Consider the following 25,013-nt stretch of genomic DNA (forward strand, 5'->3'; position numbering starts at 1 on the left):
CCTTGACTGCCGCCCTGCCAACACCTGCCAAGCATGTGCCGGAACGCACCTGCGCGGCCTGCCGCCGCAAACGCCCTCAAAGCGAGTTTTTGAGAGTGACGCGGGTAGGCGGCAAGTGGGACGTGCGGGCCGGGAACAGAGTCGGACGGGGCGCGTATGTCTGCGCTGACACCCCCGAATGCTGGCAGGAAAAGCGGCTGCGACGGGCCTTTCGCGCACAGGCCGCCGAGATCGCGGAGCAACTTCAAAACCACCAAAAAGACCCAAATCAGAACCATTCCGCGCCAGACGCGCGGGTCTCACCGGAGGTGAGTCATGTCTAAAGTCCGAATTTACACGCTGGCCAAAGAGCTGAATCTGGAAAACGCCAGGATGCTGGAAATCCTCGACGGGCTGGGCGTCTCGTACAAGAGCGTCAGCAGCACCATCGAGGAAGACACCGTCGAACTGATCAAGCAGATCGTGGCCGAGGAAGGCACAGGAAGCGCAGACGGGGAAGCCCAGGCTGCCGCACCCGCCGAATCTCAGGCAACCCAGTCTCAGGCAACCCAGTCTCAGGACGCGCCAGAGCAGCAAGAAACGCCTCAAGCGGCCCAGGCTTCGGCCACCGCCGTCCAGACCCGCGACGATGTCGCACCGGCCTCCAAGGCTGAGATTCCCCACCGCGCCCCCGTCGTGACCATCATGGGCCACGTCGATCACGGCAAGACCTCACTGCTGGACTACATCCGCAAGACCAAGGTGGCGGCCAAGGAAGCCGGGGGCATCACGCAGCACGTCGGGGCCTTCGAGGCGCAGACCTCCAAGGGCAAGATCGTGTTTATCGACACCCCTGGCCACGAGGCGTTCACCACCATCCGGGCGCGCGGGGCCAACGTCGCCGACATCGCCATCATCGTGATCGCCGCCGACGACAGCCTGATGCCCCAGACCCGCGAGGCCATCGCGCACGCGCAGGCCGCCAAGGTGCCGATGATCATCGCTATCAACAAGATGGATCTGCCGCAGGCCAACGCCGACAAGGTCAAGACCGATCTGACGCAGCTCAACCTCGTTCCCGAGGAGTACGGCGGTGACCTGATCGTGGTCCCCGTCAGCGCCAGAACCGGCGAGGGCGTGGAAGACCTGCTGGAATACATCAGCCTGAACGCCGAGCTGGAAGACCTGCGCGCCGATCCCAATGGGCAATTCTCGGGCGTGGTCATCGAGGGCAAGGTGGACAAGCAGTCCGGCGTCCTGGCTACCGTGATGGTTCAGGAAGGCACGCTGCACGTCGGGGATTTCCTGGTGGTGGGCGAGAACTACGGCAAGATCAAGGCCATGATGGACAGCGCGGGCGGGCGCATCAAGGAGGCTGGCCCCTCCACCCCCGTGCAGATTCTGGGCTTTTCCGAAGTGCCCACCAGCGGTGAAAAGGTCAGCAGCGCCAAGAACGAACACGCCGCGCGTGACCTGATCGCCTCGCGCGCCAGTGACCGCCGCGACGCCGAGGGTGCCCAGGTGCTGCGTAAACTGACCCTGGAAGACATGATGGGGCCGCTAACCACCGTGCGCACCGTCAACCTGATCCTGCGCGCCGACACCCAGGGCAGCGTGGAGGCCATTCAGGGCATCCTGGCCCGCAAGGAGTCCGAGGACGTCAAGATCAACGTGATGCTCTCGGGCATCGGCGCGCCCACCGAGGGCGACGTGCTGCTGGCCTCCACCGCCGAGGCCACCATCCTGTGCTTCAGCGTCACCGCGCCCGGCAGCGTCACCAAGATCGCTGATAACAAGGGTGTGGACATCAAGTCCTTCCGCATCATCTACGAATTGATCGACGAAGTGGACCGCCTGATGAAGGGCAACGTGGAACCCGTATTCGAGGAGAAATACCTGGGCCGCGCCGAGGTCCGCATGGTCATCAAGCACCCACGTTTCGGCAACATCGCCGGATCGTATGTCACCGACGGCAGCCTGAAGCGCAACGCCAAGGCCAAGGTCACGCGCGGCAAGGAAACCGTCTACGAGGGCACGCTGGTGGGCCTCAAGCGCCTCAAGGACGATGTGCGCGAGGTCCAGACCGGCTACGAGTGCGGCATCAACCTGGACTGGGACGGCGCGGAAATCGGCGATATCATCGAGGCCAGCGAGATGGTGGAAGTGGAAGTGGCGTAAGCCTGAGCAAGCAGGAAAGAAGGGGCCGCTTCCGATTGGGGGAGCGGCCCTTCTTCTCTGGATGTTGGAAGTGGCTGGGTGGCACCCTTGCCCTTCCGGCGCTGTGCAACTTCCTTCCTCTGCCGCGAACGCCGGATACAGATTCCGTTTGTAACGCGGCAGGAATCGGAACAGCGCCGATCCCTCCACTCCACGCCCGGAACCCGTTTTTCTCCTGCTCGCTCTCGTCATGAACAGACGCCCATGAGGACGCTATTCCTCCCGCTCGGATTACGGGTGTTTTCAACACCCTCTAATCGGAGTCCGCATGATGTATGCGGCAACCCAGGAAATAGCTGCCAGAACCGTTTTTACTGTCCAGGACGAGGACGAGCTACGCCCGCCCCTCCCTACCAAGGAGCTAAAAGCCCTCTTCCTGGACAACGAATTTCTATAGCGCATCAAGCATCACGAGGGAGGAGAGGGGTTGAAAGCCCGTCTCGGCAAGGTCAAATCACTTTCGTCCCACACGAGAGGGGCCGCTCCCATGTTCAGGAACGGCCCCTGCTGTGTTCAATCCCAATTCAGGGTTTGACTACGAACCAGACCTTGCCCACGTTCTGCCCGGTGGTGTCGCCGGGTTTGCTGTCCTTGGCCCAGAAATACAGCGGCTTACCGTCATAGGTGACCTGAAGCGCGCCGTCCTTGCGGGCGGTGGTGCCTAATTTGCTGCCTTTCTCGGCGGGCAGGTAAGCGGTCAGCAGCGGCGGCCAGGCGGTAGCGCAGCCGTCATAACAGGTACTGACACTCTTCTCGTCCTTGGTGAACAGATACAGGGTCATACCGTTGGGCGCAACCAGATAGTCGCCCAGCTCGCCGCCCCTGGCCGTGCCGACGGTAGGGCCAGGATTGACCGCGTACCAGACCTTGCCCACGTCCTGCCCGGTGGTGTCGCCCGCCTTCTGATCGCGCACCCAGTAGTACAGCGGCCAGCCGTTGTAGGCCACCTGCTGCGCGCCGTCTTTGCGCTTGACCAGCGTGACCTTACCGGGCATCCCGGCGGGCAACTTGGGCAGGGCGTCGGCCAGCAGCGGAGGCCAGGCGACGGCACACTGCTCGTAGCAGTTGGTCACGCCGGGCGTGTCTTTGGTGTACAGGTACACGGTCATGCCCTTGTCGCCAGTCAGGATGCTGCCCAGCTTGGCGTCCTGGCGCAGCTCAAGCTGCGGTGTGGCGGCGCTGGCAAGCGTGGTGCTGGCCAGGGTCAGGCTGGCGAACAGGGCGAGGGCGGCGGTGTGGACAGTCTTGGTCTTGATCATGGGGAGCCTCCACTTCTAGAAACGCGGCGGAGGTCTGTTTGGATTCAATCTCACCCTTGACCTGACTTCAGAGGCTAGCCCAGCCCAGAATCAGCGTCGGCTTTGTCTGCCCAGTCATGTCGCGCCCCGCGTCTTCCAGGCTGACGCACACGTAATCGCCGCCGCCCACGCTGGCGGCCAGGACGCCGTGGGCGCTGCGGGTGGTGGGCGTCAGGGGATCGCCGCGTTTCCAGTTGGAGGCCACCCAGACCTGATAGACCTTGCCCGGCGCGGGCGGCGGCAAGACGAACAGCACCTCGCGGCTGGGCAGCAGCAGCAGGTGTCCGGCAGTGGGCTGGTCTTTGGCCCGCAGACCCACCACGGACACCCCCGGTTGCGCCAGCCAGCCCGCCACCTGACGCTGCTCGGCGCGCAGGGCGTTGGCCTGGGCTTGCTGCTGGCCGCCCCAGCCAATAGCCCCCGCACCCAGCAGCGCGAGAACGACGGGCAGGACGAAGGCAGATGGGCGGGGAGAGACGAGCCGTTTTCTACTAGCAGGCGTTCCAGGAGCCGCCCGCGCTGGCAGCCGAAGCGTGCGGCGCAGCGGCGGCAAATCGCCCACCAGTGCGCCCACCAGTGGCAGCGCCTCCACCTGGGCCACGAGTTCAGCCCGCCACGCCACCACCCGCGCCCTGCACGCCGCGCAGCCCAGCAGATGGGCCTCGGTCTCAGCCTGCACCGGGCCGCCCAGATCGCCCACCGCGTAGGCCCGTAGCACGTTCGTGTCAGGGTGCGGGGCGCTCATGATCCCTCCAGGGTACGGCGCATCCTCGCCAGGGCGCGGCGCACCCGCGTTTTGACCGTTCCCAGGGGCAGGGCGTGCGTACTCGCAATCTCGCCGTGGCTGAGACCCAGGAAGAAAGAGTCGTGAATCAGCGCCTGATCGTGTTCGGACAGGCGAACCAGCGCGCCCTGAACCACCATACGGGTGTCCAGCTCAGGGCTGGAGCTGGGAGACGGCACCTCGCCCAACAGATCTTCGTTGCCGTCCAGCACAGGCCGTGCCCCCCGCGCCCGCAGGCGGCTGAGGGCCTCGTTGCGGGCCACCGTGTACACGAAGGCGCGCGGCGAACCCAGTTCGGGCCGGTACTGATAGGCACGTCGATAGACGCGGTCAAACGTGTCCTGTACCACCTCCTGCGCCTCCTCGCGGTCTCCCAGCAGCTTCCAGGCCAGGGCGTGAACATGCCCGCCCAGCCGGGCATACAGCTCGGCCAGCGCGGCCTCGTCTCCGTGGCGCAGCCGCAGCATCAGCGTGGGTTCGTCCGTCATGCGTCAACCATCATGGGCTTCCATTCAAGGATACGCACAGCAGGGGGGATTGGATTCACCGGGACTGGCGAGGAAATGGAACGAGCAGGCAAGCAGGCCCGGAGGAATGCACCCGCCGGGCCTGCTTGAACTGCTCAGCAGTCGGGCGTCAGCTTCCGCCCTCCACCGCGTTCGGGTCCACGGTGCCGCTGTCGGTCTGCCCCTGCGTGCCGTCTGGAGCGTTCAAATCCCCACGCGGCCCCCCGCCCCGCCCACCAGGGCCTTGCATCCCACGTCCGCCAGGGCCACCGCCCGGCCCGCCCATGCCCCGGCCACCCAGCATGCCGAAGGGGTTGTCCTTCAAGCGGGTTTTCATGTCTGCGGCGCGGTTGCTGGCGATATTGCCGTCTTTCGCGCCCTGATCGATGGTGGCGTTCCCGGCAGCCAGCGCGGCAGCTTTCAGCTTGTCCAGGCTGATGCCGAGCTGCGCGGCCAGCTTCTGAAGGTACACGTCACCGTAATTTGTACCGCTTCTGGTACGTGTCTGTGTGCCTGCTGCGCCGCGCTGACCCGGTTGCGCTGGCTGGACACGCTGGGGCTGGGCTTGCTGCGCCTGCACGGTGGCGTCGGCAGCCGCTGTTCCAGACTGCTGGGCCAGCACTGCCCCCACGGTCAGCGGCAGGGCGGCCAGAACGATCAGGGGCGTTTTGCGGAAAATCATCTTGATGCTGGTGGTCTTGAACCGACTCATGTGGAGTCCTCCTTGAATGTCGCGGGCCAGAAACGGCTTCTGACCCTGCGTCCAGCCTCTCAGTGGGGCATCAACAAACGGCCCACGGACCGCGAAGAAACGGCGCAGGCGGCGCAGAAGGTGCGGGCCGTCATCTCCCCGTCAGTCCATGCTTGGTATGCTGCGGCGCTTTGCGTCCCTCCCCCACCCCCCTCCCTGCCTGGGTTTCACGTCTGAGTGCGTGGCCGGGTGTGCTGACATTGCTGTCGGTGCTGGCCGTGGTGCTGGGAACGCCCGTGCGTCCGCCGGAAGTGGGACAGCGCCTGAGCGCCAGCAACGTGGCCCCCGCCCTGCCCGAGGTGCGCGCCATGCCGCAGCCGGGACCGAGTGTGCCGGTGCTGACGCCACCGCCGCCCGCAGCATCCCTGCGGCTGGTGCGAGAACAGACGGGGGGCCAGTCAATCCGCTGGAGCTGGCAACAGCCCGCGCCGCTGAGTGACCTGAACGTACTGGGGCGGCGGCAGACCGACGGTGGCTGAGAGGCAGAGACGCCGAACATGCCTCTCTGCTTCTCCCCCATCTGAATAGGAGTTCCACCGTGACCTACGGCAACAACCGCAACAACAAAAATAAGGGCGGCAATGACCGCCGTCCGCCACCGCCCCGGCGCAGTGGCGCGCCCAGTTCCAGCAAACCCAGCCCCTGGATTCCGCTGCTACTGCTGATCACCCTACTGGGCAGCCTGACCTACATCTGGCGGCCCTGGGAACACCCCGACAACCTGGGCAGCATCTGGAACGATAAATTCCAGTTCATCACGCTGGGGCTGGACCTCAAGGGCGGCCTGCGGATCGAACTGGCCCCCGAGTCCGGTACGGCCACCAAGGATGAACTGGACCGCGTGAAAACGGTGATCGAGAACCGTGTCAACGCCCTGGGCGTGGCCGAACCCACCGTGACGGTAGCCGGGGGCAAGCGCGTGGTGGTGGAGATTCCAGGCGCGACGCCCGCCATCCAGCAACGCGCCCGCGCGATCATCCAGCAGACCGCCAAGCTGGAATTCCGCATCGTCAAGGACGGCGCGCAGCCTGATCCGGCAGTGCGTACCAGCAAACCCGGCTCCGGCGGTTACACGCTGGCGCAGCTTGGGCCTGTCGAGGCCACCGGGGAAGTGGTGGAAAGCGCCACCTCGGGCACCAACCCGCAGACCGGGCAGTGGGTGGTCAACTTCCAGACCACCGACAAGGGCGCGCAGACCTTCGGCGACTTCACCGGCAAGAACGTGAACAAGCTGATGGCCGTGGTGCTGGACGATCAGATCCAGAGCGTCGCCACCATCAACCAGAAGCTGTTCCGCGACATTCAGATCAGCGGATCGTTTACGCCGGAGGAAGCCAATCAGCTCGCCCTCGTGCTGAAATCCGGGGCGCTGCCGATCAAGATCAAGACGGAGGCCGAACGCGCCATCGGGCCAACCCTGGGTGCGGACGCCATCCGCAGCGGCGCAATTGCCGCGCTGGTGGGTATCGGACTGGTCTTCGTGATGCTGTTCCTGTACTACGGGCTGTGGTTTGGTCTGGTAGGCGCGCTGGGCCTGCTGTTCTCCAGCATCCTGATTTTGGGGATGCTGGCGGGCTTCGGGTCCACGCTGACGCTGCCGGGGATCGCGGGTCTGGTGCTGACCATCGGGGCCGCCGTGGACGGCAACGTGATCTCGTTCGAGCGCATCAAGGAAGAGCTGTACCGGGGCAAGGGCATCAGGAATTCCATCGAGGCCGGGTACAAACACTCCACCGCCGCGATTCTGGACGTGAACGCCTCGCACCTGCTGGCGGCCATTGCGCTGTACAACTACTCCACCGGGCCGGTCAAGGGCTTTGCCGTGACGCTGATGATCGGCGTGATCGCCGCGACGTTCTCCAATCTGGTCTTCGCCCGTTGGTTTATCGAGTGGATCGCCCGGCGTCATCCCAACATGAACGCCCGGCAGTGGGTCAAGAACACCCACATCGACTTTATTAAAGCCGCGCCGTACATCACCAGCGCCAGCATTCTGCTCGCCGTCATCGGCGGGGGCGTGCTGGCCACCAAGGGCCTGAATTACGGCGTGGACTTCACCTCCGGCACCACGCTGACCCTGCGGACCGACACCACCACCAACACCGAGCAGGTGCGGGCGGCGGCGTCGGGCGCGGGCATCGCCAAGGTCAACGACCAGAGCGCGGCGATCCAGCGCGACGTGAATCCCACCCAGAACGGCGTGCAGTACAACGTCAAGGTGCCCGAACTGACCGCCGCCGAGGCCGACAAGCTGGGCGCGGCCCTGAGCAAACTGCCCGGCGGCGAGGTCCAGGCCACCGAAACCGTCGGTCCCACGGTGGGCAAGGAGCTGACCCAGAAGACCATCTACGCCGTGCTGCTGGGCCTAGGCCTGATCCTGGTCTACGTGGGCTTCCGCTTCGACTTCATCATGGGGCTGGGCAGCATCGTGGCTGTGCTGCACGACGTGGCCATCGTGATGGGCCTGTACTCGCTGCTGGGGCTGGAGTTCGGCATCGCCAGCGTGGCCGCCCTGCTGACTCTGATCGGCTACTCGCTGAACGACTCGATCATCGTCTCGGACCGGATTCGCGAGAATATCCGCGAGATGCGCGGTAAGGGCTTCCGCGAGATCGTCAACGTCAGCATCAACCAGACGCTGTCGCGCACCATCATGACCTCGGTCTCCACCATGCTGCCCCTGATCAGCCTGCTGATCTTCGGTGGCCCGGTGCTGCGCGACTTCAGTCTGGCGCTGCTGGTGGGCATCGTCATCGGCACGTACAGCAGCATCTACATTGTCGCGCCGCTGGTGGTGTACGTGGAGGAATGGAACAAGAAGCGCCAGAGTGGAGCAAAACCCGCCAAGGCGTAAGCCCCGCTGTCGTTGGCCCCGTCTCTTCCGATGTGGAGGAGGCGGGGCTTTTCTGTGTCCGACGTTGGCTTGACCAGACACCCGGTTTGACCAGACCCACGGTTTGATCAGGACCTGGCTCGATCAGGCAGATCGAGCGCCAGTTCAGTGGCACACTCGGCCCATGCTCCTTGTTGTTCACGCCGCACTGACCTGGGCCTTGGTCGGCCTGATCCTGACCATCCAGCTCGTCCACTATCCGCTGTTCTCCCGCGTGGGTGCAGAGGGGTACGCGGCGTACCAGCGGGAACACGTCACGCGCATCACCTGGCTCGTCGCGCCCCTGATGCTGGCTGAACTGGCGACGGGGGCTGCCCTGGTCCTGCGCCCACCAACTTTCGTGTCGGCGGCCTCTGCTGGACTGGGGTTGGGACTGATCATCCTGATCTGGGTCTCCACCGCCCTGATCCAGTCGCCCGTGCATGGCCGCCTGACCACAGGCTTCGATGCGGCGCTGCATGCGCGTCTGGTCACGACCAACTGGCTGAGGACCGTCCTCTGGCTGTTGCGCGGCGTTCTGGTGAGCGGGTGGCTGCTGCTGGCGCTGGCGTGAGCGCCGGACAGATTTACCCAGCCCAGCCCCCTCCCCTAGCCACTTCCCAATTCACCCAAAGGTTTTCGGGCAGAGTGGGGCGCGTATGAGCCGTCCATCTTCGGAACAACTGACAGTCGCCATCGTGGGGGGCAGCGGGTACGCGGGCGGGGAATTCCTGCGGCTGGCGCTGGGGCACCCCAACCTGAACGTCACGCAGGTAACCAGCGAACGCAGCGCCGGAACCCCGGTCAGCATGGTGCATCCCAACCTGCGCGGGCGCACCACCCTGAAATTCCGCAAACTGGCCGAGCTGGAGGAAGCCGACGTGATCGTGCTGGCCCTGCCGCACAACTCGGCGGCCAAACGGCTGGCCGAATTTGAGGGCAAGGGGCGCATTCTGATCGATCTGTCCGCCGACTTCCGCCTGAAAGACCCGGAGGTGTACCAGAAAGTCTACGGCGAACCCCACCCCGCACCCGAGAAACTGGCTGAATGGGTCTACGGCAACCCCGAGATTCACCGCGAGGAACTCGTCGGCGCGACCCGCATCGCCTGCGCGGGCTGCTTTGCCACCTCCGTGATTCTGGCGCTGTATCCGCTGCTCAAGCTGGGTGTGTTGCTGCCCAAGGACATCATTGCCACTGGGCTGGTGGGCAGCAGTGCGGCGGGGGCCAGCGCCTCGGAATCCTCGCACCATCCGGAGCGGGCGGGCAGTCTGCGGGTCTACAAACCCGTCGGTCACCGGCACACCGCCGAGGCGCAGCAGGAGTTGCCCGGCCACTTTCCGCTGCACCTGACCGCCATCAGCACGCCGCGTGTGCGGGGCATCCTGACCACCGCGCAGGCGTGGATTCCCGACGGCTACAGTGACCGCGACGTCTGGAGCGCCTACCGCGAGGTCTACGCCGCCGAGCCGTTTATCCGCATCGTCAAGGTGGCGAAGGGAATTCACCGATACCCCGATCCGATGCTGCTGGACGGCACCAACTACTGCGACATCGGCTTCGAGATGGATCAGGACACCGGGCGCGTGGTGTTGATGAGCGCCATCGACAATCTGGTCAAGGGCACGGCGGGGCACGCTGTCCAGTCGCTGAACATCGCGCAGGGCTGGGAGGAAACGACGGGGCTGGAGTTTGCAGGGCTGCACCCGGCCTGAGCGAATGAAAGCGAGCGAGGAGAAAACCCTATTGTCAGGGTCTTCTCCTCGCCGCATGTTCTGAAACGGTTACTTCAGGATATTCAGATCCTGCAACAACTGCGCCACATCGGTCCTCTGTACTCGCACAAAGCGGTCAAAAGTCGTGCCGGAAGCGAAGTATGCATCCCACTTGTTCTCGGCCAGTTTCTTCTTCCAGGTGTCCGTGCGGACCATGCGGGTCATCATGACCGTGAGGTCAGAACGCTGGGCAGCACTGATCTTGCCTGTCGCCACGACGCCGCGCCAGTTGGACACGTCCACGTTGTAGCCCTTGGCGATCAATGTGGGCAGGTTGACGCCCACCACCGCTTCGGGGGCCAGGATCGCCAGACCGCGCACCTGCCCGCTCCTGATCATGTCCTCGATCTCGCTGTATCCGGCGCTGACCACGTCCAGTTCGCCGCCCAGCATGGCCTTGGCCGCCTGCGCGCCGCCTGCCGAGGGAATGAATTTGACCTGCGACATGGGAATCTTGAGTTCCTTGGCCAGCTTGCCCACCGCGACGTGCCCGCTGCCGCCCTCGCTGCTGCCACCAAAGCGGATGGCCGAGGGGTTGCTCTTGAAGGCGCTGATCATTTCCTCGACAGTCTTATAGGGCGATTTGGCCGACACGATCAGCACCTCGTAGGAGGTGGTCAGACGGGCGATGGGGGTCACGTCCGAGTTGAGGTCATACGGACTTTTGTTGATGGGAATCCCAGCCACCATGACAAATCCCGTGACCATCAGGTTATTGGGCTGGCCCTTGAGCTTCACGAATTCGGCCAGTCCCAGCGTTCCGGCCTTGCCGGGAATGTTGTACACGCTGACGTTGGGGGCTAGTTTCTCGGCGCGCAGCGTCTCGGCAATCGCCTGCGCGGTGCCGTCCCAGCCGCCGCCCGCCGAGGCCGGGGCCAGAATCTTGAGTTCGGACTGCGCCTGCGCGGAGGCCGTGAACAGCAGGGTAGCAGTGGCGATCAGGGTAAACCGGCGAATACGCGACATGATAGGGCTCCTTTGAGATGACGGATATTGGCATAGAAAAGGACGATCAGTTTTCTTCAGAAACCGATTTAAAATCTTTGGAGTGGGACTCAATTCTTATGGATAGCCTAGATCATACTGTCTCACAGATTCATGACTCCAACCTCGGTAATCCGTCCTGAATCCAGTCTAGCAATACGTGAATTTTCATATATTTCGTCTAAACCATCCCCTTAACAGATATACAAAGATTGTATGAAATGCTAATTTTCCAAATGACTCTCAGATCGTTCAGCATTCCGCCTCCGTCCTCTGTTGAGCAGGGGAATCCTAGCCACTCCAGTCTGGAGGACAGATATTTCTTCGGCCCAGACAGACTGGTGCCCGATGGTCTGCTCGTGAAAAGATTGAGGTCTGTATTTTCATTTGAAAAGTATTAGACAATTATTCTTGACATTTATCAGGTATCTGGGCAGAATGACCCCACAAGAGGCCCCCATGACCCAGCAAATCCCCCTGCCCGCCCAATCCACCGTTCCCCCGATCCCGGCCCGCTCCTGGGCGATCATTGATTCCACCCTGCGGGAGGGCGAGCAGTTCGCGCGCGGCAACTTCAAAAGTGACGACAAGATCGAGGTGGCCCGCGCGCTGGACGCCTTCGGGGCCGAGTACATCGAACTGACCACGCCGATGGTCAGCGCCCAGACGGCATGTGATATCCGCAAACTGGCCGATCTAAACCTGAACGCCAAGCTGCTGACGCATGTGCGCTGCCATATGGAGGACGTGCAGCGGGCGGTGGACACTGGGGTGGACGGCCTGGACCTGCTGTTCGGCACGTCCAGCTTTCTGCGCGAATTTAGCCACGGCAAGAGCATCGGGCAGATCATCGAATCGGCCCAGAAGGTGATCGGCTGGATCAAGACCCACCACCCGAATCTGGAACTGCGTTTCTCTGCCGAGGACACCTTCCGCAGCGAGGAAGCCGATTTGATGGCCGTGTACAAGGCCGTTTCCGATCTGGGTGTTCACCGCGTCGGGCTGGCGGATACGGTGGGCGTGGCGACGCCCCGGCAGGTCTACGCGCTGGTGAGGGAAGTGCGGAACGTGATCCACGAGGGCTGCGGCATCGAGTTCCACGGCCACAACGACACCGGCTGCGCGGTCAGCAACGCCTATGAGGCCATCGAGGCCGGGGCCACCCACATTGACACCACCATCCTGGGCATCGGCGAGCGCAACGGCATCACGCCGCTGGGGGGCTTTCTGGCGCGCATGTTCACCTTCGATCCACAGGGGCTGGTGGACAAGTACAACCTGGAAATGCTGCCCGAACTGGACAACATGATCGCCCGCATGGTGGGCCTGCCGATTCCCTGGAACAACTACCTGACCGGCGAATTCGCCTACAACCACAAGGCCGGGATGCACCTCAAGGCCATCTACCTGAACCCCGGCGCCTACGAGGCCATCCCACCCGGAGCCTTCGGCGTGGGCCGCCGCATTCAGGCCGCCAGCAAGGTGACGGGCAAGCACGCCATTGCCTACAAGGCCCGCGAACTGGGCCTGCACTACGGCGAGGACGCCCTGCGCCGCGTCACCGATCACATCAAGGCGCTGGCCGAGAACGACGATCTGGACGACGCGCACCTTGAAGAACTGCTCCGCAAGTGGGTCAGTGCTTGAGGAGCGGCAGAATGAAGCGGTGAACGTTTCTATTTACCGGGTTCTTTCTGAGGCAGGAGAGGGGGGCAAACTTGTCGCCGTCTTTCCCGATGCGGACGATGATTTGCAGGCCAGGGCAGCCGAGGCCGGCGCACCCCTGAGCGTGTTCGTGCAGTCGGCCAGCCTGTCTGAGATTGCGTTGCGGGTCTTCACGCCAGTCAAGGAGAAAGGCAGCTCGGACAGCGCGGCGATTGCAGCACTGGCGCACTTGCGGACAAACCTGCTGGACGTGGCCGAGGTCCAGATGGGCGGCGAGACCCTGCCCGCCCAACTGTGCGGCAGCGAATGGCTGCTGCGTCAGGGCGTGCCAGACGTGGCGGAGAGAGAGGCGGACCTCTCCCCCATCGGCCTGGGCACGAGGCGGGTCTGGATTTCCAGTCTGGGACGGCCCAATCTGGTGGTGGAGGTTTCCACTCTGGCTGCGCTGGACGCCTTCACGCCAAATGCGGAGGCGATTTCAGCCGTCAACCAAAGCACAGACACGACGGGCCTGATTCTCCTGGCAGCGGGTGGGCTGGGCCGCGCCGATCTGAGTTTCCGGGCTTTTGGACCGCTCAAGGGCTTTCAGGAGGATGCCGCCAGCAGCAACATGCTGGCCTGTACGGTGGGCGTGCTGGGCGCATCGAATCGTCTGCCCGCCGACACCAATCTGCTGCGCGCGGCCCAGCGGATGCCGGGGCAACCCGCGCAGCTGAGTGTGCAATTTGGGGAAGTCGGGACCGGGGTGGAAGTCTGGGTGGGCGGGTCTGCCACACCTCTGACCTGAGCAGTCCAGCGTCACGTTACGCAGCGCGCCGAACCCCTAGACTGCGGGGATGCAGCTCCTTCTCGACCTTCACCCCGACGCTTACCCGCTAGAAGGCTTCCGGCGCACGCAACTGCTGGAATGGGTCTACGTGCAGGGAGCGGGAACCTTTGACGGCATGAGCAACCTGCCCGCCGAGCTGCGGGCCGAGCTGACCGGGCAGTACCACCTCAACCCCTTCCGCGAGATCGAAACGGTTCGCAGCAGCGACGGCAGCGTCAAGTACCTGTTTACCCTGCAAGACGGGCGGCAGATGGAAGCGGTGTATATGCCGTACCTGGACCGCAAAACGGTCTGCGTGTCCACAATGGTGGGTTGCCCGGCCAAATGTTCGTTCTGCGCCACCGGGGCGATGGGTTTCGGGCGCAACCTGACCCCTGGCGAGATCGTGGGGCAGGTGCTGGCGGTGGCCGGGGGCGAGGGTCTGGCCCCGCGTGAGCTACGAAATCTGGTGTTCATGGGCATGGGCGAGGCGATGCTCAACTATGACCACACGATGGCGGCGGCGCGCATTCTGCTGCACCCGCAGGCGCTGGGCATGAGCAAACGCCGCATCACGCTGTCCACCGTGGGCATTGCCAAGGGCATCACCCGACTGGCCGCCGAGGACGATCTGGGCCTCAAGCTGGCGATCAGCCTGCACGCGCCCGACGAGGAAACCCGCCAGCGCATCATCCCCACCGGGGCGGCCAATTCTATTGCCGAGATCATGGCGGCGGCGCGCGAGTACCAGGGCGTGACGGGGCGGCGTATCACCTTTGAATACACCATGCTGCGCGGGGTGAACGACGCGGTGTGGCAGGCCGAACTGCTGGCCGATCTGCTGCGCGGGCTGGTCAGCCACGTCAACCTGATTCCCATGAATCCCTGGGACGGCAGCGGTTTCCAGAGTACCTCCGAGGCCGATATTCAGGCGTTCTACGACACGCTGGAAGCGCGCGGCGTGGATGTCAGCGTGCGCCGTTCACGAGGCAAGGATGCAGGGGCGGCCTGCGGGCAACTGGCCCTCAAGCGGCCCGGCGCGGTCAGCGGGAATCCGGCGGCTGGCCTGGGCGCGGCGCTCTAGTCCTGGCACCACAGGGGGCACCACAGGGCCGCCGGGTCCCCCACTGCCGTAAGAGTTATGGAAAAAGCCGGGTGCTACGCTGAGGGTGTTTTAACGACCTCAGGAGGCTCCCAGGTGAAGCAAAAATTACGTTTCAGCCGTTCCAGACGCGCTGCATTGATGGGCCTGCTGCCCGGCCTGCTGCTGGGTTTCGCAGGCAGCGGTTCGGCCCAGACCATGATCGACACCGTCACGTCTGTCGGCATCCAGAACACTTTGAATTCGGCCACCACCATCCCCAAAATGCCGACACTGCCCACAGCGGGCCAGAATGCGGCGGCCCAGACCACAGCGGCTCAGACGGCGGCCCAGGGTGCCCCGGCACAGGCCACTCCCCCCTCGACAGCTCCGTCATCGGCCACTCCTCCCCCGCCCGTCACTCCCCTGACCCCGGCGCAGCAGGCAGGGCTGGACAAGGCCCAGGTCGCCTACGACGCCAAGAACTACGCGCAGGCCCGCAGCGGCTTCGAGGCGCTGGTGGCGCAGAACTACGGCAACCCGGAGCCGCATTTTGGACTGGCGCTCTCGCTGCTGGCGCTGGGCAACGACAAGGGCGCGGCCTTTGAACTGCGGCAGTTTGTGACGCTAGCCCCGGACCGTTACGAGGGGCCGTACAACCTGGGCGTGATCGCGGGCCGGGGCGGGGACCACGCCGGGGCGCTGCAACTGTACGGACAGGCCGCCACGCTGATGGTGGGCAAGGCCAGCGCCTCTGCCCAGCGGCAGGTGCTGGAGGCGCTGGCCACCGAGCAGACCCGCATGGCCGACTTCACGGCCCTGAGCGCCACCCTGACCCAGATCACGGCGCTGGCCCCGGATGACCTGAACGCCGCCTACCGGCTGGCCCAGGCCCGCACACTGGCTGGGCAGGGAGCCGAGGCATTGCCGGGCCTGTACGCGCTGTTGCAGGCCGACGGCACCCGTATGGACGCCGCCCTGCTGCTGGCCGACATCTACATGGGCCAGGGACTGCCGGACCGCGCGCTGCGCGAGCTGGACGCCGCCGTGAAACGCGTAAAGAAGGCCAGCGAGCGTTCGGCGCTGCTGCTGCGCAAGGCCGACATCCTGGCCGCCGGGAACGATACCCGTGGGGCAGTGCTGGCGGCCAGCGCGGCCACCAAAGCCGACAAGTACAATGCCCGGGCTTTTGCGCGCGAGGGCGAATTGCGGGCACTGCGCAATGACCGGCCCGGCGCACAGGCCGCGTACCTGAACGCCGTGCGGCTGGCCCCCGACAACGCCATGTACCGCACCGCCCTGGCCGGGGTGCGCCTGACCCTGGGCCGCTTCGACGAGGCCGCCGCCGACACCGCACTGGCGCTGAAGCTGAAGCCCGACGCGGCCACTTCGGCACGGGCGCTGTACGTGCGCGGCATTGCTGCCTACCGCCAGAACCGCCTGCTGGACGCCGTGATCGCCCTTAAGGAAAGCCACAAACGCCGCCCCGACGCCGACACCGCGCTGTGGCTGGGCCTGAGCTACTACGCCCAGCAGGACTATGCGGCGGCGGCGGGTGCCCTGGCCGACAGCGTGCGCCTCAGCCCCACGCCCACCGCCCGGCTAAATCTGGCCTCCGCCCTGCTGGCCAGCGCCCGCTACCCCGAGGCCGAGGCCGTGCTGCGCGGTCTGGTGACCGAGGACCCCAAAGCCGCCGACGCTTGGTACATGCTGGGACTGGCGCAAAGGTCACAGCGCCAGGACGATCAGGCCAGGGTGTCACTGAAGACGGCGGCCAACCTGGGCAACAGCAAGGCCAAAGACGCACTGAAATAAAGAAGAGGACGAGTGGCGGCGGGAGGGGGAAATCTGACCCTTCCCGCCGCCGTTTGTCGTCCTGCGCCGCAGACCCCGGCCCTGTCCAGACCCAACGGGCGTCCATGAGCCTGCCGGATGCCCTGCCCACACGCTTTTTCTGTAAGCTGAGGCACGGCATTCACAACTTGGCCGCCGCTGTTTGGGGCAGCCCAGCACGGAAACAGACCAATGCTGGAATTATGAAGAGGGGTTCAAGGGGGTTGTATGCGGGCAAACACGACAGAACACGGTCTCCCACGGGGGAATAAAGACATCACACCGCAGTGTCCTCGGCGCAGGGCAGGGGCCACAGTTGGAATGGGCACGGCTGGAATGAACACGGCTGGGAGACCACTATGAGCAAACCTACCTCTGCCCGCCGCTGGCCCGACATTCTGATCGGGGTGCTGGTGCTGCTGCTGCTGGCCGGATTCGCCGCACTGTTGCTGGGCCAGCGCAAGACCGCTACCACCACCACACCCACCGCCACGGCATCGGCCACTTCCGGCATTCCCGCTGCGCCGGGCACGGCGGAAAGCGCCACCACCCCGAACACGGCAACCACGGGCATCACGCCTCCTACGGCAGACCCCGCACCAGCCGCCGATACGGGCAGCACGGACACGGCTCCTGCTGGCACCACACCTGCCGACACAGCATCTGCTGACACGGCACAGACCACGCCGTCCGCCGACGCCAGCACCGAGGCCCCGATCATTCCCGCCGCCCCTACACCACAGGCGACGCCCGACGCGGCAGCCAGCACGGACACCCCGCCAGCCACGACACCGACGGCTGAGACCCCCACGCCACAGCCGGAAACCCCGCAGGCGCAGATCACCGAGACACCCACGCCTGCCGAGACGCCTGCTGCCACCACCGTCACGCCCCGCAGCGGCGGAGCCATCGCCACCAGCGAGAGCCGCACGCCTCTGCGCAGCGACTACCGTATCAGCCTGGGCAGCTTCGGCAGCGTGGGCACGGCCCAAAGCCGCACCGCGCCGGTCAGCACGCTGGGGTACAGGGTCTATCCCATCGACCTGGGCAGTCAGGTGGTGGCGCAGGTCGGCCCCTTCGCCGACGAGGCCAGCGCCCGTCAGGCCCTGGGTGACATTCAGCGGGCCTACCCCGGGGCGCTGCTGTACCCGCCCCGCGCCAAGGCCAGCAGCACCCCCAGCACGTCTGAGAGCAGCACTTCCACTTCTGACAGCAACAGCAGCTCCAGCAGCGCCCCTGCCGCCAGCCCGGCTCCGGCCAGCAGCGCCCCGACGGCAACTGATGCGCCCGCCTCTCCTGCTGGCCCGATCTACCTGCAAGTGGGGGCCTTTGACCGGGTGGAAAGCGCACAGAAGATGGTGCAGCAATTGCGCGACCTGGGCTACGTGCCCACCGTCAATGCCCCGGATGGCCGCAAGGTCACGGTGGCTGTCGGCCCCTACACCGGCGACGCGCTGACCCGTACCGAGAAGCGGCTGGACGACAACAATCTGGACCACTTCCGGGTGCGCTGATGGCCGAGGTCCCCACTGCCGCCATCAGCCGTCTGGTCACCTACCTGCGGATTCTGGAAGAACTGGAGACGCGCGACATCAGCCGCACCAGCAGCACCGATCTGGCCGAACGCGCCGGGGTCAGCGCTTTTCAGGTCCGCAAGGATCTGGCCTACTTCGGACGCTTCGGCACGCGCGGCATGGGCTACACCGTGCCGATCCTCAAGCGTGAGCTGATGCGGGTGCTAGGCCTGAACCAGACCTGGAACGTGGTGATCGTGGGCGTGGGACGGCTGGGGCAGGCCATCGCCAACTATCCGGGGGCCAGCGATTACCAGTTTCAGTACGTGGGCCTGTTCGATGTCAGTCCTGAACTGGTGGGGCGGCAGGTCCGGGACCTGACCGTGCGCCACATCGGGGAACTGCGCGACTTCGTGCGGGAGAACAAGGTGGATATGGGCTTTCTGGCCGTGCCACCCGAACGCGCCCAGGACGCCGCGCAGGCGATGGTCACCGCCGGGGTACGCGGCATCCTCAATTTCGCTCCAGTGGTGATCGGGCCGCGTCCACCGGAAGGCCGGGCCGAGAGCAACGCTCAGCAAGAAATTGGTGATGATTGGCGTGGTGTAATCGTCGAGAACGTCGATTTCCTGGCCGGGATGAAACGCCTGGCCTTTTACACCCTCAACCCCCACCTGAAAGATTCACCCGTCCCGGAGGACACTTGATGAAGAAATACGCCCTTCTGCTATTGGCTGGCCTGACCCTGAGTGCTTGCGGCAGCGCGCCCGGACAGGTCTCGGGCAGCAAGGTTTCTGTTGGTGTCTCGGTGAACGATGCCCGGTCCGTTGAAGTCGCCACCAAGACCGTCACACCGGCAACGGAGAAAGACCCGGCTAAAGTGTCATGGGCCGTGACGCCAGGTAGCGGGGTGACCTTCACCTTTATGACCCGGCCCGGATCGGATGCCGTGTATTTGAGGGGATACCGGATTCTAAGCAGCACTCTCAGTGCTGGTGGCACAACCGTGACCCGCAATACCGGTAGCGACGTCAACAAGATCGATGTATATCTGACTTCAGGCTACAGTTGCCCCACCCGAACTGCTCTTGATTCCTGTTCCTTCAGTGACGGTGCCACAGTGGCCGCCAACGGCCTTCCCGCCTCAACCAGTATTTATTTGGAAGGCGGCCTGGGTGATCTAGTAGTCAGCACCAATGCCAGCGCAACCCTGGTTACAAATATTGAGTTCTTTGGCCAGAGTAGCAATGGTCAGGTTGTGACAGTCCAGGCAAATGGCATCGTCAGCGCAGGCAGCAAGCAGGGCGATAACTGAAGGAAAGCATCTGGCACAAAAGGGGAAGGGGGAAGCCAACTCTGGTTTCCCCCTTCCCTTCATTAACCCTAGTCAGAACTTGATCGTGTACTCCGCAAAACCGTCGTCGCGCGTCTTGAGCAGCGTGGCTCCCGCCGGGGCGAACTTCTGGGCGTTGGGGCTGCTGACGTACAGCAGCGTCGCGCCGGGGATGGGCGTCAGTTTCCAGTTGCCGTCGGCGGTGGGGTTGACCGTCTTCTGCTCGGTGAAGTAGGCGATCAGGGCCTGCCGGGTCTCGTCGGGCGACTCAAGCACGATGTTCTTGCCATCCAGACCGGGGAACTTGCCACCGCCACTGGCGCGGTAATTATTGGTGGCGACGACGAACTTCTGGGCCGGGTCAATGGCCTTACCGCCAAACATCAGATTCTTGATGCGGTGGGCGTCCGGGTTCACCAGTTTGGCGTCCATATCGTAACGGCTGGGCTGGGACACGTCGATCTCGTAGGTCACGCCGTCGATCACGTCGAAGTTGTAGGTGGGGAAGGCGTCGTTGACCAGCGGCTGCGGCTCGGTCTTCTTGGGGTCAATCTGGTTGAACTGCCCGGCGCTGCGTTCCAGCCATTCCTGAAGCTGCGCGCCCGTGACCTCCACGGCCTGCACGGTGTTGGGGTACACATACAGGTCGGCCACGTTCTTGATCGCCAGCGTTCCAGCGGGAATGTCGGTGTAATAGCTGGCCCCACCGCGCCCGCCCGCTTTGAAGGGGGCAGCAGCGCTCAGCACGGGCAGGTCCTTGTACTGGGTGTCGGCCAGCGCAGCCTTGACATAGGCGATCTGGGCGCTCGCCACCAGTTGCACGCTGGGATCGTCCTGCACCAGCGCCCAGTAGGAGTTGATGGGCGTGGCCAGTTCAGCCACCTTGCCGCGCACGTAGGCCAGCGTGCCCTCGTGGGCAGCCTTGACGGCCTCCGCGATGGCGGGGTCCGGCGTGACCAGATTTTTCTTCGCGGCCTTGTCCCAGATGGGGCGCACGGCGGCCTTGCCTCCGGTCACCTTCCAGTTGTTGCCCTGGCGGGCCAGGGTCAGGTCCACGATACCCAGGTCGCTGCCCCAGAAGCTGGCCATCACGACGGGCTTGCCGTTGATGGTGCCGTTGGTGATGTCCGCGCCGGGGATGTCCTTGTAGACCGGGCCGGGGAATTCCTGGTGGCTGTGGCCGCTGAGGACCACGTCGATGCCGTCGATCTTGGTCAGCTCGGTGGCGGCGTTCTCCTGGCCCGGCTGGTAGTCGGCGGCAATCCCGCTGTGCGCCACCGCCACGATGATGTCCGCGCCGCGCGCCTTCATCTCGGGGACGAATTTGCGGGCGGTTTCCACGATGTCGCGGGTGGTGAGCTTGCCGTCCAGGTTGACCTTGTCCCAATCGACGATCTGCGGGGGCACCAGACCGATCACGCCCACGTTCAGGTAGTACGGGCGGCCATAGGTGTCGTAGACCAGCTTGCGCTGGATCAGGTACGGCGTGAAGGCGTTCTTGTCGTTGGCGGGGTTGCCGTCGCCGTCTTCCAGATAGGTATTGGCGCTGACGATAGGCATGGGCGCGGCGGCGATCACCTGCTTCAGAAAGGGCAGGCCGTAGTTGAATTCGTGGTTGCCCAGGTTGCCCGCGTCGTACTTCAGCAGGGCCATCGCAGCGTGCATCGGGTGCATCTGCCCCGGCTCCAGCGGCTTGACCTTGGCCACGTAATCGCCCAGCGGCGTGCCCTGGATCAGATCGCCGTTGTCGTAGAGCAGCGTGTTGCGCATTTCCTCGCGCGCCTGCTTGATCAGGGTGGCGGTGTACTCGAAGCCGAACTCGCCGGTGGGCTTGTCCTGGTAGTAGTCGTAGCCCAGCGCGTTGGCGTGCAGATCGGTGGTTTCCAGAATACGGAGGTTGACCGTCTGAGCGCCCGCCGCACCCAGACCGCCCAGCAGCAACGCCGCCATCAGAGCCAGAGAATTGTGTTTTTTCACGCTGTCCAGAATACGCCTCCCGGTCAGGGGCGTGTCTGTGACATGACGCGCGTGCCTGGATGCCTCATGCCAGATGCTGCGGCCCCAGCTCCCGCGCCGAGTGCGCCCCCAGCAGGCCCAGCGTCAGGTCAAATTCAGCCACCACGTTGCGGATGACCTCCTGCACGCCCGCCTGTCCGGCCAGGGCCAGCCCGTAGGCATAGGGGCGGCCCAGCAGCACGGCCCGCGCGCCCAGCGCCATCGCCTTGGCCACATCCGCGCCCGTGCGAACACCGCTGTCGAGCAGCACGGGCAAATCGCCCGCAGCCTCCACCACGCGCGGGAGCATGGTCAGGCTGCCCACCTCGCCGTCGATCTGGCGGCCCCCGTGGTTGCTGACGATGATTCCGTCCATGCCGCGCTGGGCGGCCTCACGGGCGTCGTCGGGGTGCAGGATGCCCTTGAGGAGAATGGGCAGGGTGGTCCATTCCCGTAGCCGCGAGAGGTCATCCCACTGCAAATCGGGGCGGGTGTAGCTGGCGGTGAAGTGGGCCGCCGCCGTCCGCATCTGCGCCAGTGAGAGGCCGAATTTGCGGCCATGCGCGGCGAGGCTGGCCGCCGTTTTCAGCAGCGCGGGCGAGGGGCGGGGCGTGCCAGCGGGCAGTTGCACGGTATCCAGGCGGGAGCGAAAGTGCGCGTCCGTCAGGTACTGCGCCAGTCCCTGCCCGCGCAGAAACGGCAGGTTGCCCAGGTCCAGATCGCGGGGCCGCCAGCCCAGCAGCGTGGTGTCCAGCGTCAGGACGATGGCCTGCGCGCCGCACGCCTCCACCCGGCGCACGAAAGAGCGTGTGACTTCCTCGTCGGTCCCCCAGTACAACTGGAACCAGCGTGGCGAGTCGCCCATCGCGGCGGCCACATCCTCCATCGGCTCGGACGCCTGGGAGGAAAAGATGAACGGCACGCCCAGCGCGGCGGCGGCACGGCCCACCGCCAGATCGGCCTCCGCGTGCGCCAGTTCCAGCACGCCCAATGGGGCCAGCAGCACGGGCGCGGGGTAGGTGTGCCCGAACAGTTCCACGCTCAGGTCCCGCGACGCCGAACCGCACAGACGGCGGGGCAGCAACTTTACGCCCGAGAAGGCGTCCAGATTGGCCTGCATGGTGCGTTCCATCCCCGCACCCCCTGCCAGATATGCAAAAGCCGGGGCGTCCAGCTTGCGCCGCGCGGCCTTTCGCAGACCTTCGGGGTCCACCGGAACCAGAGGGCGCGTGCCGCCCAGCCCGTCCACGAAAATCTGCGTCTGACGGCTGCGGCCAGGACCGGGGCCGGAAGATTTGGGTTGTGACATGGGTGGAGTGTAGTGGGTGGGGGCCGTGGATCAACCTGCCAAGCGGTTAAACAGTCCTCACAGACTCGCCGCCACCCGCGCGAACAGCTCTGGCACAGGCGGCACGGCCCCACCATCCACCCAGCCGAAGCGGCGGTCCTTGACGCTGCCGCCTGCGCCCACGCCCATGCCACCGGGAAAATGCGGGGTCAGGTCCACGGGTTCGGTGATTTCCACCGCGTCAGACAACACATCCAGCGCACGGTCCACCTGCCTCCCATGCCCGAAGTGCATCAGGTGAACCTGCCCGTCCACTTCCCAGGCGAAACGGGCGGATAAATCGGGCAAGTCATCCAGCGAGCCGGAGGCCGAAATGTGGCGGGCGCTCAGGCCGGGGCGCAGGCGCAGTGTGATTTCCAGCGCCTCGCCCAGCGCACCGAAGCTCCCCACAAAGGGGCGGGTCAGGTCATAGCCCTGCACGTTCTTGACGGTTCGCCCGCCTGCCCGCACCACCCGCCCGGACGGCGCACGAAAATTCACGCCCAGCACCTCTGCCCCGAAGAAGAAAGTCTGGCCGAAGCCACCACGCGAGACCAGACCGCCGACGCCGCCGGGCAATTCCACCGGGGGAAATGGCGGGTAGAGGCCAGCGGGCAGCGCCGCGTAAACCTCCAGCAGCCCGACTTCGCTGGAAACGATCAGGGTCTGATCGCCGGGAGAGATCTCAAGCATGCTGCTCCTCTGGAGCGTCGATGGGTGAAGGTTGAAAGTTGATGGAGAACTGCTTTTGTCCATCAGCCATCAACCATCTACTATCAACCCTCACGCTTCCTCCGGCAGAATCTTGCCTGGGTTCAAAGCGCCCGACGGGTCCAGCGCACGTTTGACATTTCGCAGGGCGGTCATGGTTTCAGCGTCCACCGCATCCCGCATAAAGGCGCGTTTCATGGTGCCGATGCCGTGTTCGCCGCTGAGGACGCCGCCGTGTCGCAGGGCGACGAGGGCGATCTCGTGGGCCAGCGCATGGACGGCTTCTTCCGATTCCTTGCGGGGATCGAACAGGATATTCGGGTGCAGGTTGCCATCCCCGATATGACCAAACTGCACCAGCTTGAAGCCGCTGGCATCGCCCAGCGCGCGAATCTGGCGCACCACCTCGGGCAGCACGCTGCGCGGCACCACGATGTCCTCGTTCATGCGCTGCGGGCGAATGCGGCCCAGCGCGGGCGAAACGCTGCGGCGGGCCTGCCACAGCGCGGCGGCCTCGGCCTCGCCCTCGGCGCGACGCACTTGGCCGCCAGCTTCCAGACAGGCCGCTTCCACCAATGCACGTTCCTCTTCCACGGTGTCCAGATCGTCGCCGTCGGTGTCCACCAACAGCACCGCCCCAGCGTCGCGCGGGAGGCCCAGATTCAGGTAGTCCTCCACGGCATTCGTACACGCCTGATCCATGAATTCCAGCTTCCCTGGCACGGCCCCGGCGGCAATCGCGGCACTCACGGCCTCGGCAGCCTGCCCGACTTCGGCAAAGTGGGCCATCAGCGTGCGGGTAAACTTCGGCGGGGGCGTCAGGCGCAGGGTGGCGGAGGTGATCAGGCCCAGCGTGCCCTCCGAGCCGATCAGCAGACCCGCCAGATCGTAGGCATCCCGCTTGAGGGTATGGAGTTCGCCCTCTGCATCCACAAAGTCCAGCGCGGTCACGTAATCGCCGGTCACACCGTATTTGAAGCACAGCGGGCCACCCGCGTTCTCGCCCAGGTTGCCGCCAATCGTGCTGGTGCGGAAAGATGCCGGGTCCGGCGGGTAGATCAGGCCGTGGGGTCTGGCCGCATCGGTCACAGCCAGAGTAATTACGCCGGGCTGGGCAATGGCCTCACGGCGTTCGGGGAAAATCTGAAGATCGGTCATACGGGTGAACGAGATCACCACACTAGGCTGCATGGGGGCTGCGCCGCCGCTCAGGCCACTGGCCGCCCCGCGTCCGACGATGCTCACGCCCGCCCGCCTCGCCGCCTTAACCGTGGCGATGACATCTTCGGTGCCTTCGGGCAACACCACTGCCAAAGGCGTAACCCCGAACTGAATCGCGTCAAAACGGTAACTCAGTCGCTCGGCAAAACTGAACAGCACTTTCTTTGGCCCCAGCAGGCGGGTGAGTTCGGCGACCAGGGCGTTGTCGGCCCCGCCTTCCGATCTGGGTTTACGTGCGGGGGAGGTGGTGGTCAGGGCCAGTTTCTCTACCGTCATGCTGCGCCTCCGGCGCGTCTAAGAGTCTGAGGGCCTAAAGGTCTAAGAACCGCCCTCCTTGGACCCCTAGACTCTTTGACCCT

At 64.9% G+C, this 25,013-nt stretch carries 22 protein-coding genes; 13 read left to right on the forward strand and 9 right to left on the reverse strand.

Annotation, left to right across the window (positions count from 1 at the left end; all coding sequences use genetic code 11):
• The first annotated feature begins 2 nt into the window (after positions 1 to 2).
• Both BOO71_RS02270 and infB read left to right on the forward strand, forming a co-directional pair.
• Positions 3 to 323: a YlxR family protein gene (locus BOO71_RS02270; protein WP_075830360.1), complete on the forward strand. Its 321-nt coding sequence runs from the start codon at positions 3 to 5 to the stop codon at positions 321 to 323.
• On the forward strand, positions 316 to 2,157 hold the full coding sequence (gene infB / locus BOO71_RS02275; protein WP_075830361.1) for a translation initiation factor IF-2: 1,842 nt from the start codon (positions 316 to 318) through the stop codon (positions 2,155 to 2,157). Before BOO71_RS02270 ends, infB begins: the two co-directional genes overlap by 8 nt.
• Before the next feature lie 563 nt (positions 2,158 to 2,720).
• On the opposite strand, the gene BOO71_RS02280 is transcribed toward infB, so the two are convergent.
• The 4 genes from BOO71_RS02280 to BOO71_RS02295 form a co-directional block, all read right to left on the reverse strand.
• On the reverse strand, positions 2,721 to 3,455 hold the full coding sequence (locus BOO71_RS02280) for a hypothetical protein (protein WP_075830362.1): 735 nt from the start codon (positions 3,453 to 3,455) through the stop codon (positions 2,721 to 2,723).
• Between the two features lie 67 nt (positions 3,456 to 3,522).
• Positions 3,523 to 4,239: a hypothetical protein gene (locus BOO71_RS02285; protein ID WP_075830363.1), complete on the reverse strand. Its 717-nt coding sequence runs from the start codon at positions 4,237 to 4,239 to the stop codon at positions 3,523 to 3,525.
• Positions 4,236 to 4,766, reverse strand: coding sequence for an RNA polymerase sigma factor (locus BOO71_RS02290; protein ID WP_075830364.1), 531 nt, complete (start codon positions 4,764 to 4,766; stop codon positions 4,236 to 4,238). The genes BOO71_RS02285 and BOO71_RS02290 overlap by 4 nt, the downstream gene beginning before the upstream one ends.
• A 148-nt stretch (positions 4,767 to 4,914) precedes the next feature.
• The gene (locus BOO71_RS02295) at positions 4,915 to 5,496 is read right to left on the reverse strand and encodes a hypothetical protein (RefSeq protein WP_075830365.1); all 582 of its coding nucleotides are present in this window, start codon (positions 5,494 to 5,496) and stop codon (positions 4,915 to 4,917) included.
• Positions 5,497 to 5,666: 170 nt separating this feature from the next.
• Here BOO71_RS02295 and BOO71_RS02300 point away from each other — a divergent pair, with 170 nt between their 5' ends.
• From BOO71_RS02300 to argC, 4 genes are all read left to right on the forward strand, one after another.
• The gene (locus BOO71_RS02300) at positions 5,667 to 6,014 is read left to right on the forward strand and encodes a hypothetical protein (protein WP_139322692.1); all 348 of its coding nucleotides are present in this window, start codon (positions 5,667 to 5,669) and stop codon (positions 6,012 to 6,014) included.
• 59 nt (positions 6,015 to 6,073) lie between these two features.
• The gene (gene secD / locus BOO71_RS02305) at positions 6,074 to 8,389 is read left to right on the forward strand and encodes a protein translocase subunit SecD (RefSeq protein WP_075830367.1); all 2,316 of its coding nucleotides are present in this window, start codon (positions 6,074 to 6,076) and stop codon (positions 8,387 to 8,389) included.
• Positions 8,390 to 8,552: 163 nt separating this feature from the next.
• On the forward strand, positions 8,553 to 8,981 hold the full coding sequence (locus BOO71_RS02310; RefSeq protein ID WP_075830368.1) for a hypothetical protein: 429 nt from the start codon (positions 8,553 to 8,555) through the stop codon (positions 8,979 to 8,981).
• Positions 8,982 to 9,066: 85 nt separating this feature from the next.
• A complete protein-coding gene (gene argC / locus BOO71_RS02315) occupies positions 9,067 to 10,122 on the forward strand; it encodes an N-acetyl-gamma-glutamyl-phosphate reductase (RefSeq protein ID WP_075830369.1) in 1,056 nt (351 codons plus the stop codon).
• Between the two features lie 69 nt (positions 10,123 to 10,191).
• Here argC and BOO71_RS02320 read toward each other — a convergent pair whose 3' ends face one another.
• Positions 10,192 to 11,148 (reverse strand): Bug family tripartite tricarboxylate transporter substrate binding protein, encoded by a 957-nt coding sequence (locus BOO71_RS02320; protein ID WP_075830370.1) that lies wholly within the window; start codon positions 11,146 to 11,148, stop codon positions 10,192 to 10,194.
• Positions 11,149 to 11,625: 477 nt separating this feature from the next.
• On the opposite strand from BOO71_RS02320, the gene lysS reads away from it, so the two are divergent.
• The 7 genes from lysS (at position 11,626) to BOO71_RS02355 (ending at position 19,382) form a co-directional block, all read left to right on the forward strand.
• The gene (gene lysS / locus BOO71_RS02325) at positions 11,626 to 12,813 is read left to right on the forward strand and encodes a homocitrate synthase (RefSeq protein ID WP_075830371.1); all 1,188 of its coding nucleotides are present in this window, start codon (positions 11,626 to 11,628) and stop codon (positions 12,811 to 12,813) included.
• Positions 12,814 to 12,832: 19 nt separating this feature from the next.
• Positions 12,833 to 13,618, forward strand: coding sequence for a PhzF family phenazine biosynthesis protein (locus BOO71_RS02330; protein WP_075830428.1), 786 nt, complete (start codon positions 12,833 to 12,835; stop codon positions 13,616 to 13,618).
• 49 nt (positions 13,619 to 13,667) lie between these two features.
• Complete coding sequence (gene rlmN / locus BOO71_RS02335) at positions 13,668 to 14,723, forward strand: 23S rRNA (adenine(2503)-C(2))-methyltransferase RlmN (RefSeq protein WP_075830372.1); 1,056 nt, start codon at positions 13,668 to 13,670, stop codon at positions 14,721 to 14,723.
• A 114-nt stretch (positions 14,724 to 14,837) separates the two neighbouring features.
• Positions 14,838 to 16,535, forward strand: a complete 1,698-nt coding sequence (locus BOO71_RS02340) for a tetratricopeptide repeat protein (RefSeq protein ID WP_254842993.1) — start codon at positions 14,838 to 14,840, stop codon at positions 16,533 to 16,535.
• A 377-nt stretch (positions 16,536 to 16,912) separates the two neighbouring features.
• The gene (locus tag BOO71_RS02345) at positions 16,913 to 18,067 is read left to right on the forward strand and encodes an SPOR domain-containing protein (RefSeq protein WP_075830373.1); all 1,155 of its coding nucleotides are present in this window, start codon (positions 16,913 to 16,915) and stop codon (positions 18,065 to 18,067) included.
• Positions 18,067 to 18,774, forward strand: coding sequence for a redox-sensing transcriptional repressor Rex (locus BOO71_RS02350; RefSeq protein ID WP_075830374.1), 708 nt, complete (start codon positions 18,067 to 18,069; stop codon positions 18,772 to 18,774). Before BOO71_RS02345 ends, BOO71_RS02350 begins: the two co-directional genes overlap by 1 nt.
• Complete coding sequence (locus tag BOO71_RS02355) at positions 18,774 to 19,382, forward strand: hypothetical protein (RefSeq protein WP_075830375.1); 609 nt, start codon at positions 18,774 to 18,776, stop codon at positions 19,380 to 19,382. The genes BOO71_RS02350 and BOO71_RS02355 overlap by 1 nt, the downstream gene beginning before the upstream one ends.
• 72 nt (positions 19,383 to 19,454) lie before the next feature.
• Here the strand turns inward: BOO71_RS02355 and cpdB are convergent, their stop codons facing one another.
• From cpdB to BOO71_RS02375, 4 genes are all read right to left on the reverse strand, one after another.
• Positions 19,455 to 21,350: a 2',3'-cyclic-nucleotide 2'-phosphodiesterase gene (gene cpdB, locus BOO71_RS02360; protein WP_083652881.1), complete on the reverse strand. Its 1,896-nt coding sequence runs from the start codon at positions 21,348 to 21,350 to the stop codon at positions 19,455 to 19,457.
• Between the two features lie 91 nt (positions 21,351 to 21,441).
• Positions 21,442 to 22,704: a lactate 2-monooxygenase gene (locus BOO71_RS02365; RefSeq protein ID WP_075830377.1), complete on the reverse strand. Its 1,263-nt coding sequence runs from the start codon at positions 22,702 to 22,704 to the stop codon at positions 21,442 to 21,444.
• Positions 22,705 to 22,761: 57 nt separating this feature from the next.
• Positions 22,762 to 23,415, reverse strand: coding sequence for an FAD-binding oxidoreductase (locus BOO71_RS02370; RefSeq protein WP_075830378.1), 654 nt, complete (start codon positions 23,413 to 23,415; stop codon positions 22,762 to 22,764).
• A 90-nt stretch (positions 23,416 to 23,505) separates the two neighbouring features.
• Positions 23,506 to 24,930 carry an FAD-binding oxidoreductase gene (locus BOO71_RS02375; RefSeq protein WP_075830379.1) on the reverse strand — a complete coding sequence of 475 codons (1,425 nt, stop codon included), beginning with the start codon at positions 24,928 to 24,930 and terminating at the stop codon, positions 23,506 to 23,508.
• Positions 24,931 to 25,013: the final 83 nt, after the last annotated feature.

The sequence above is a fragment of the Deinococcus marmoris genome (genome assembly GCF_001949125.1).
GTDB lineage: Bacteria > Deinococcota > Deinococci > Deinococcales > Deinococcaceae > Deinococcus > Deinococcus marmoris_A.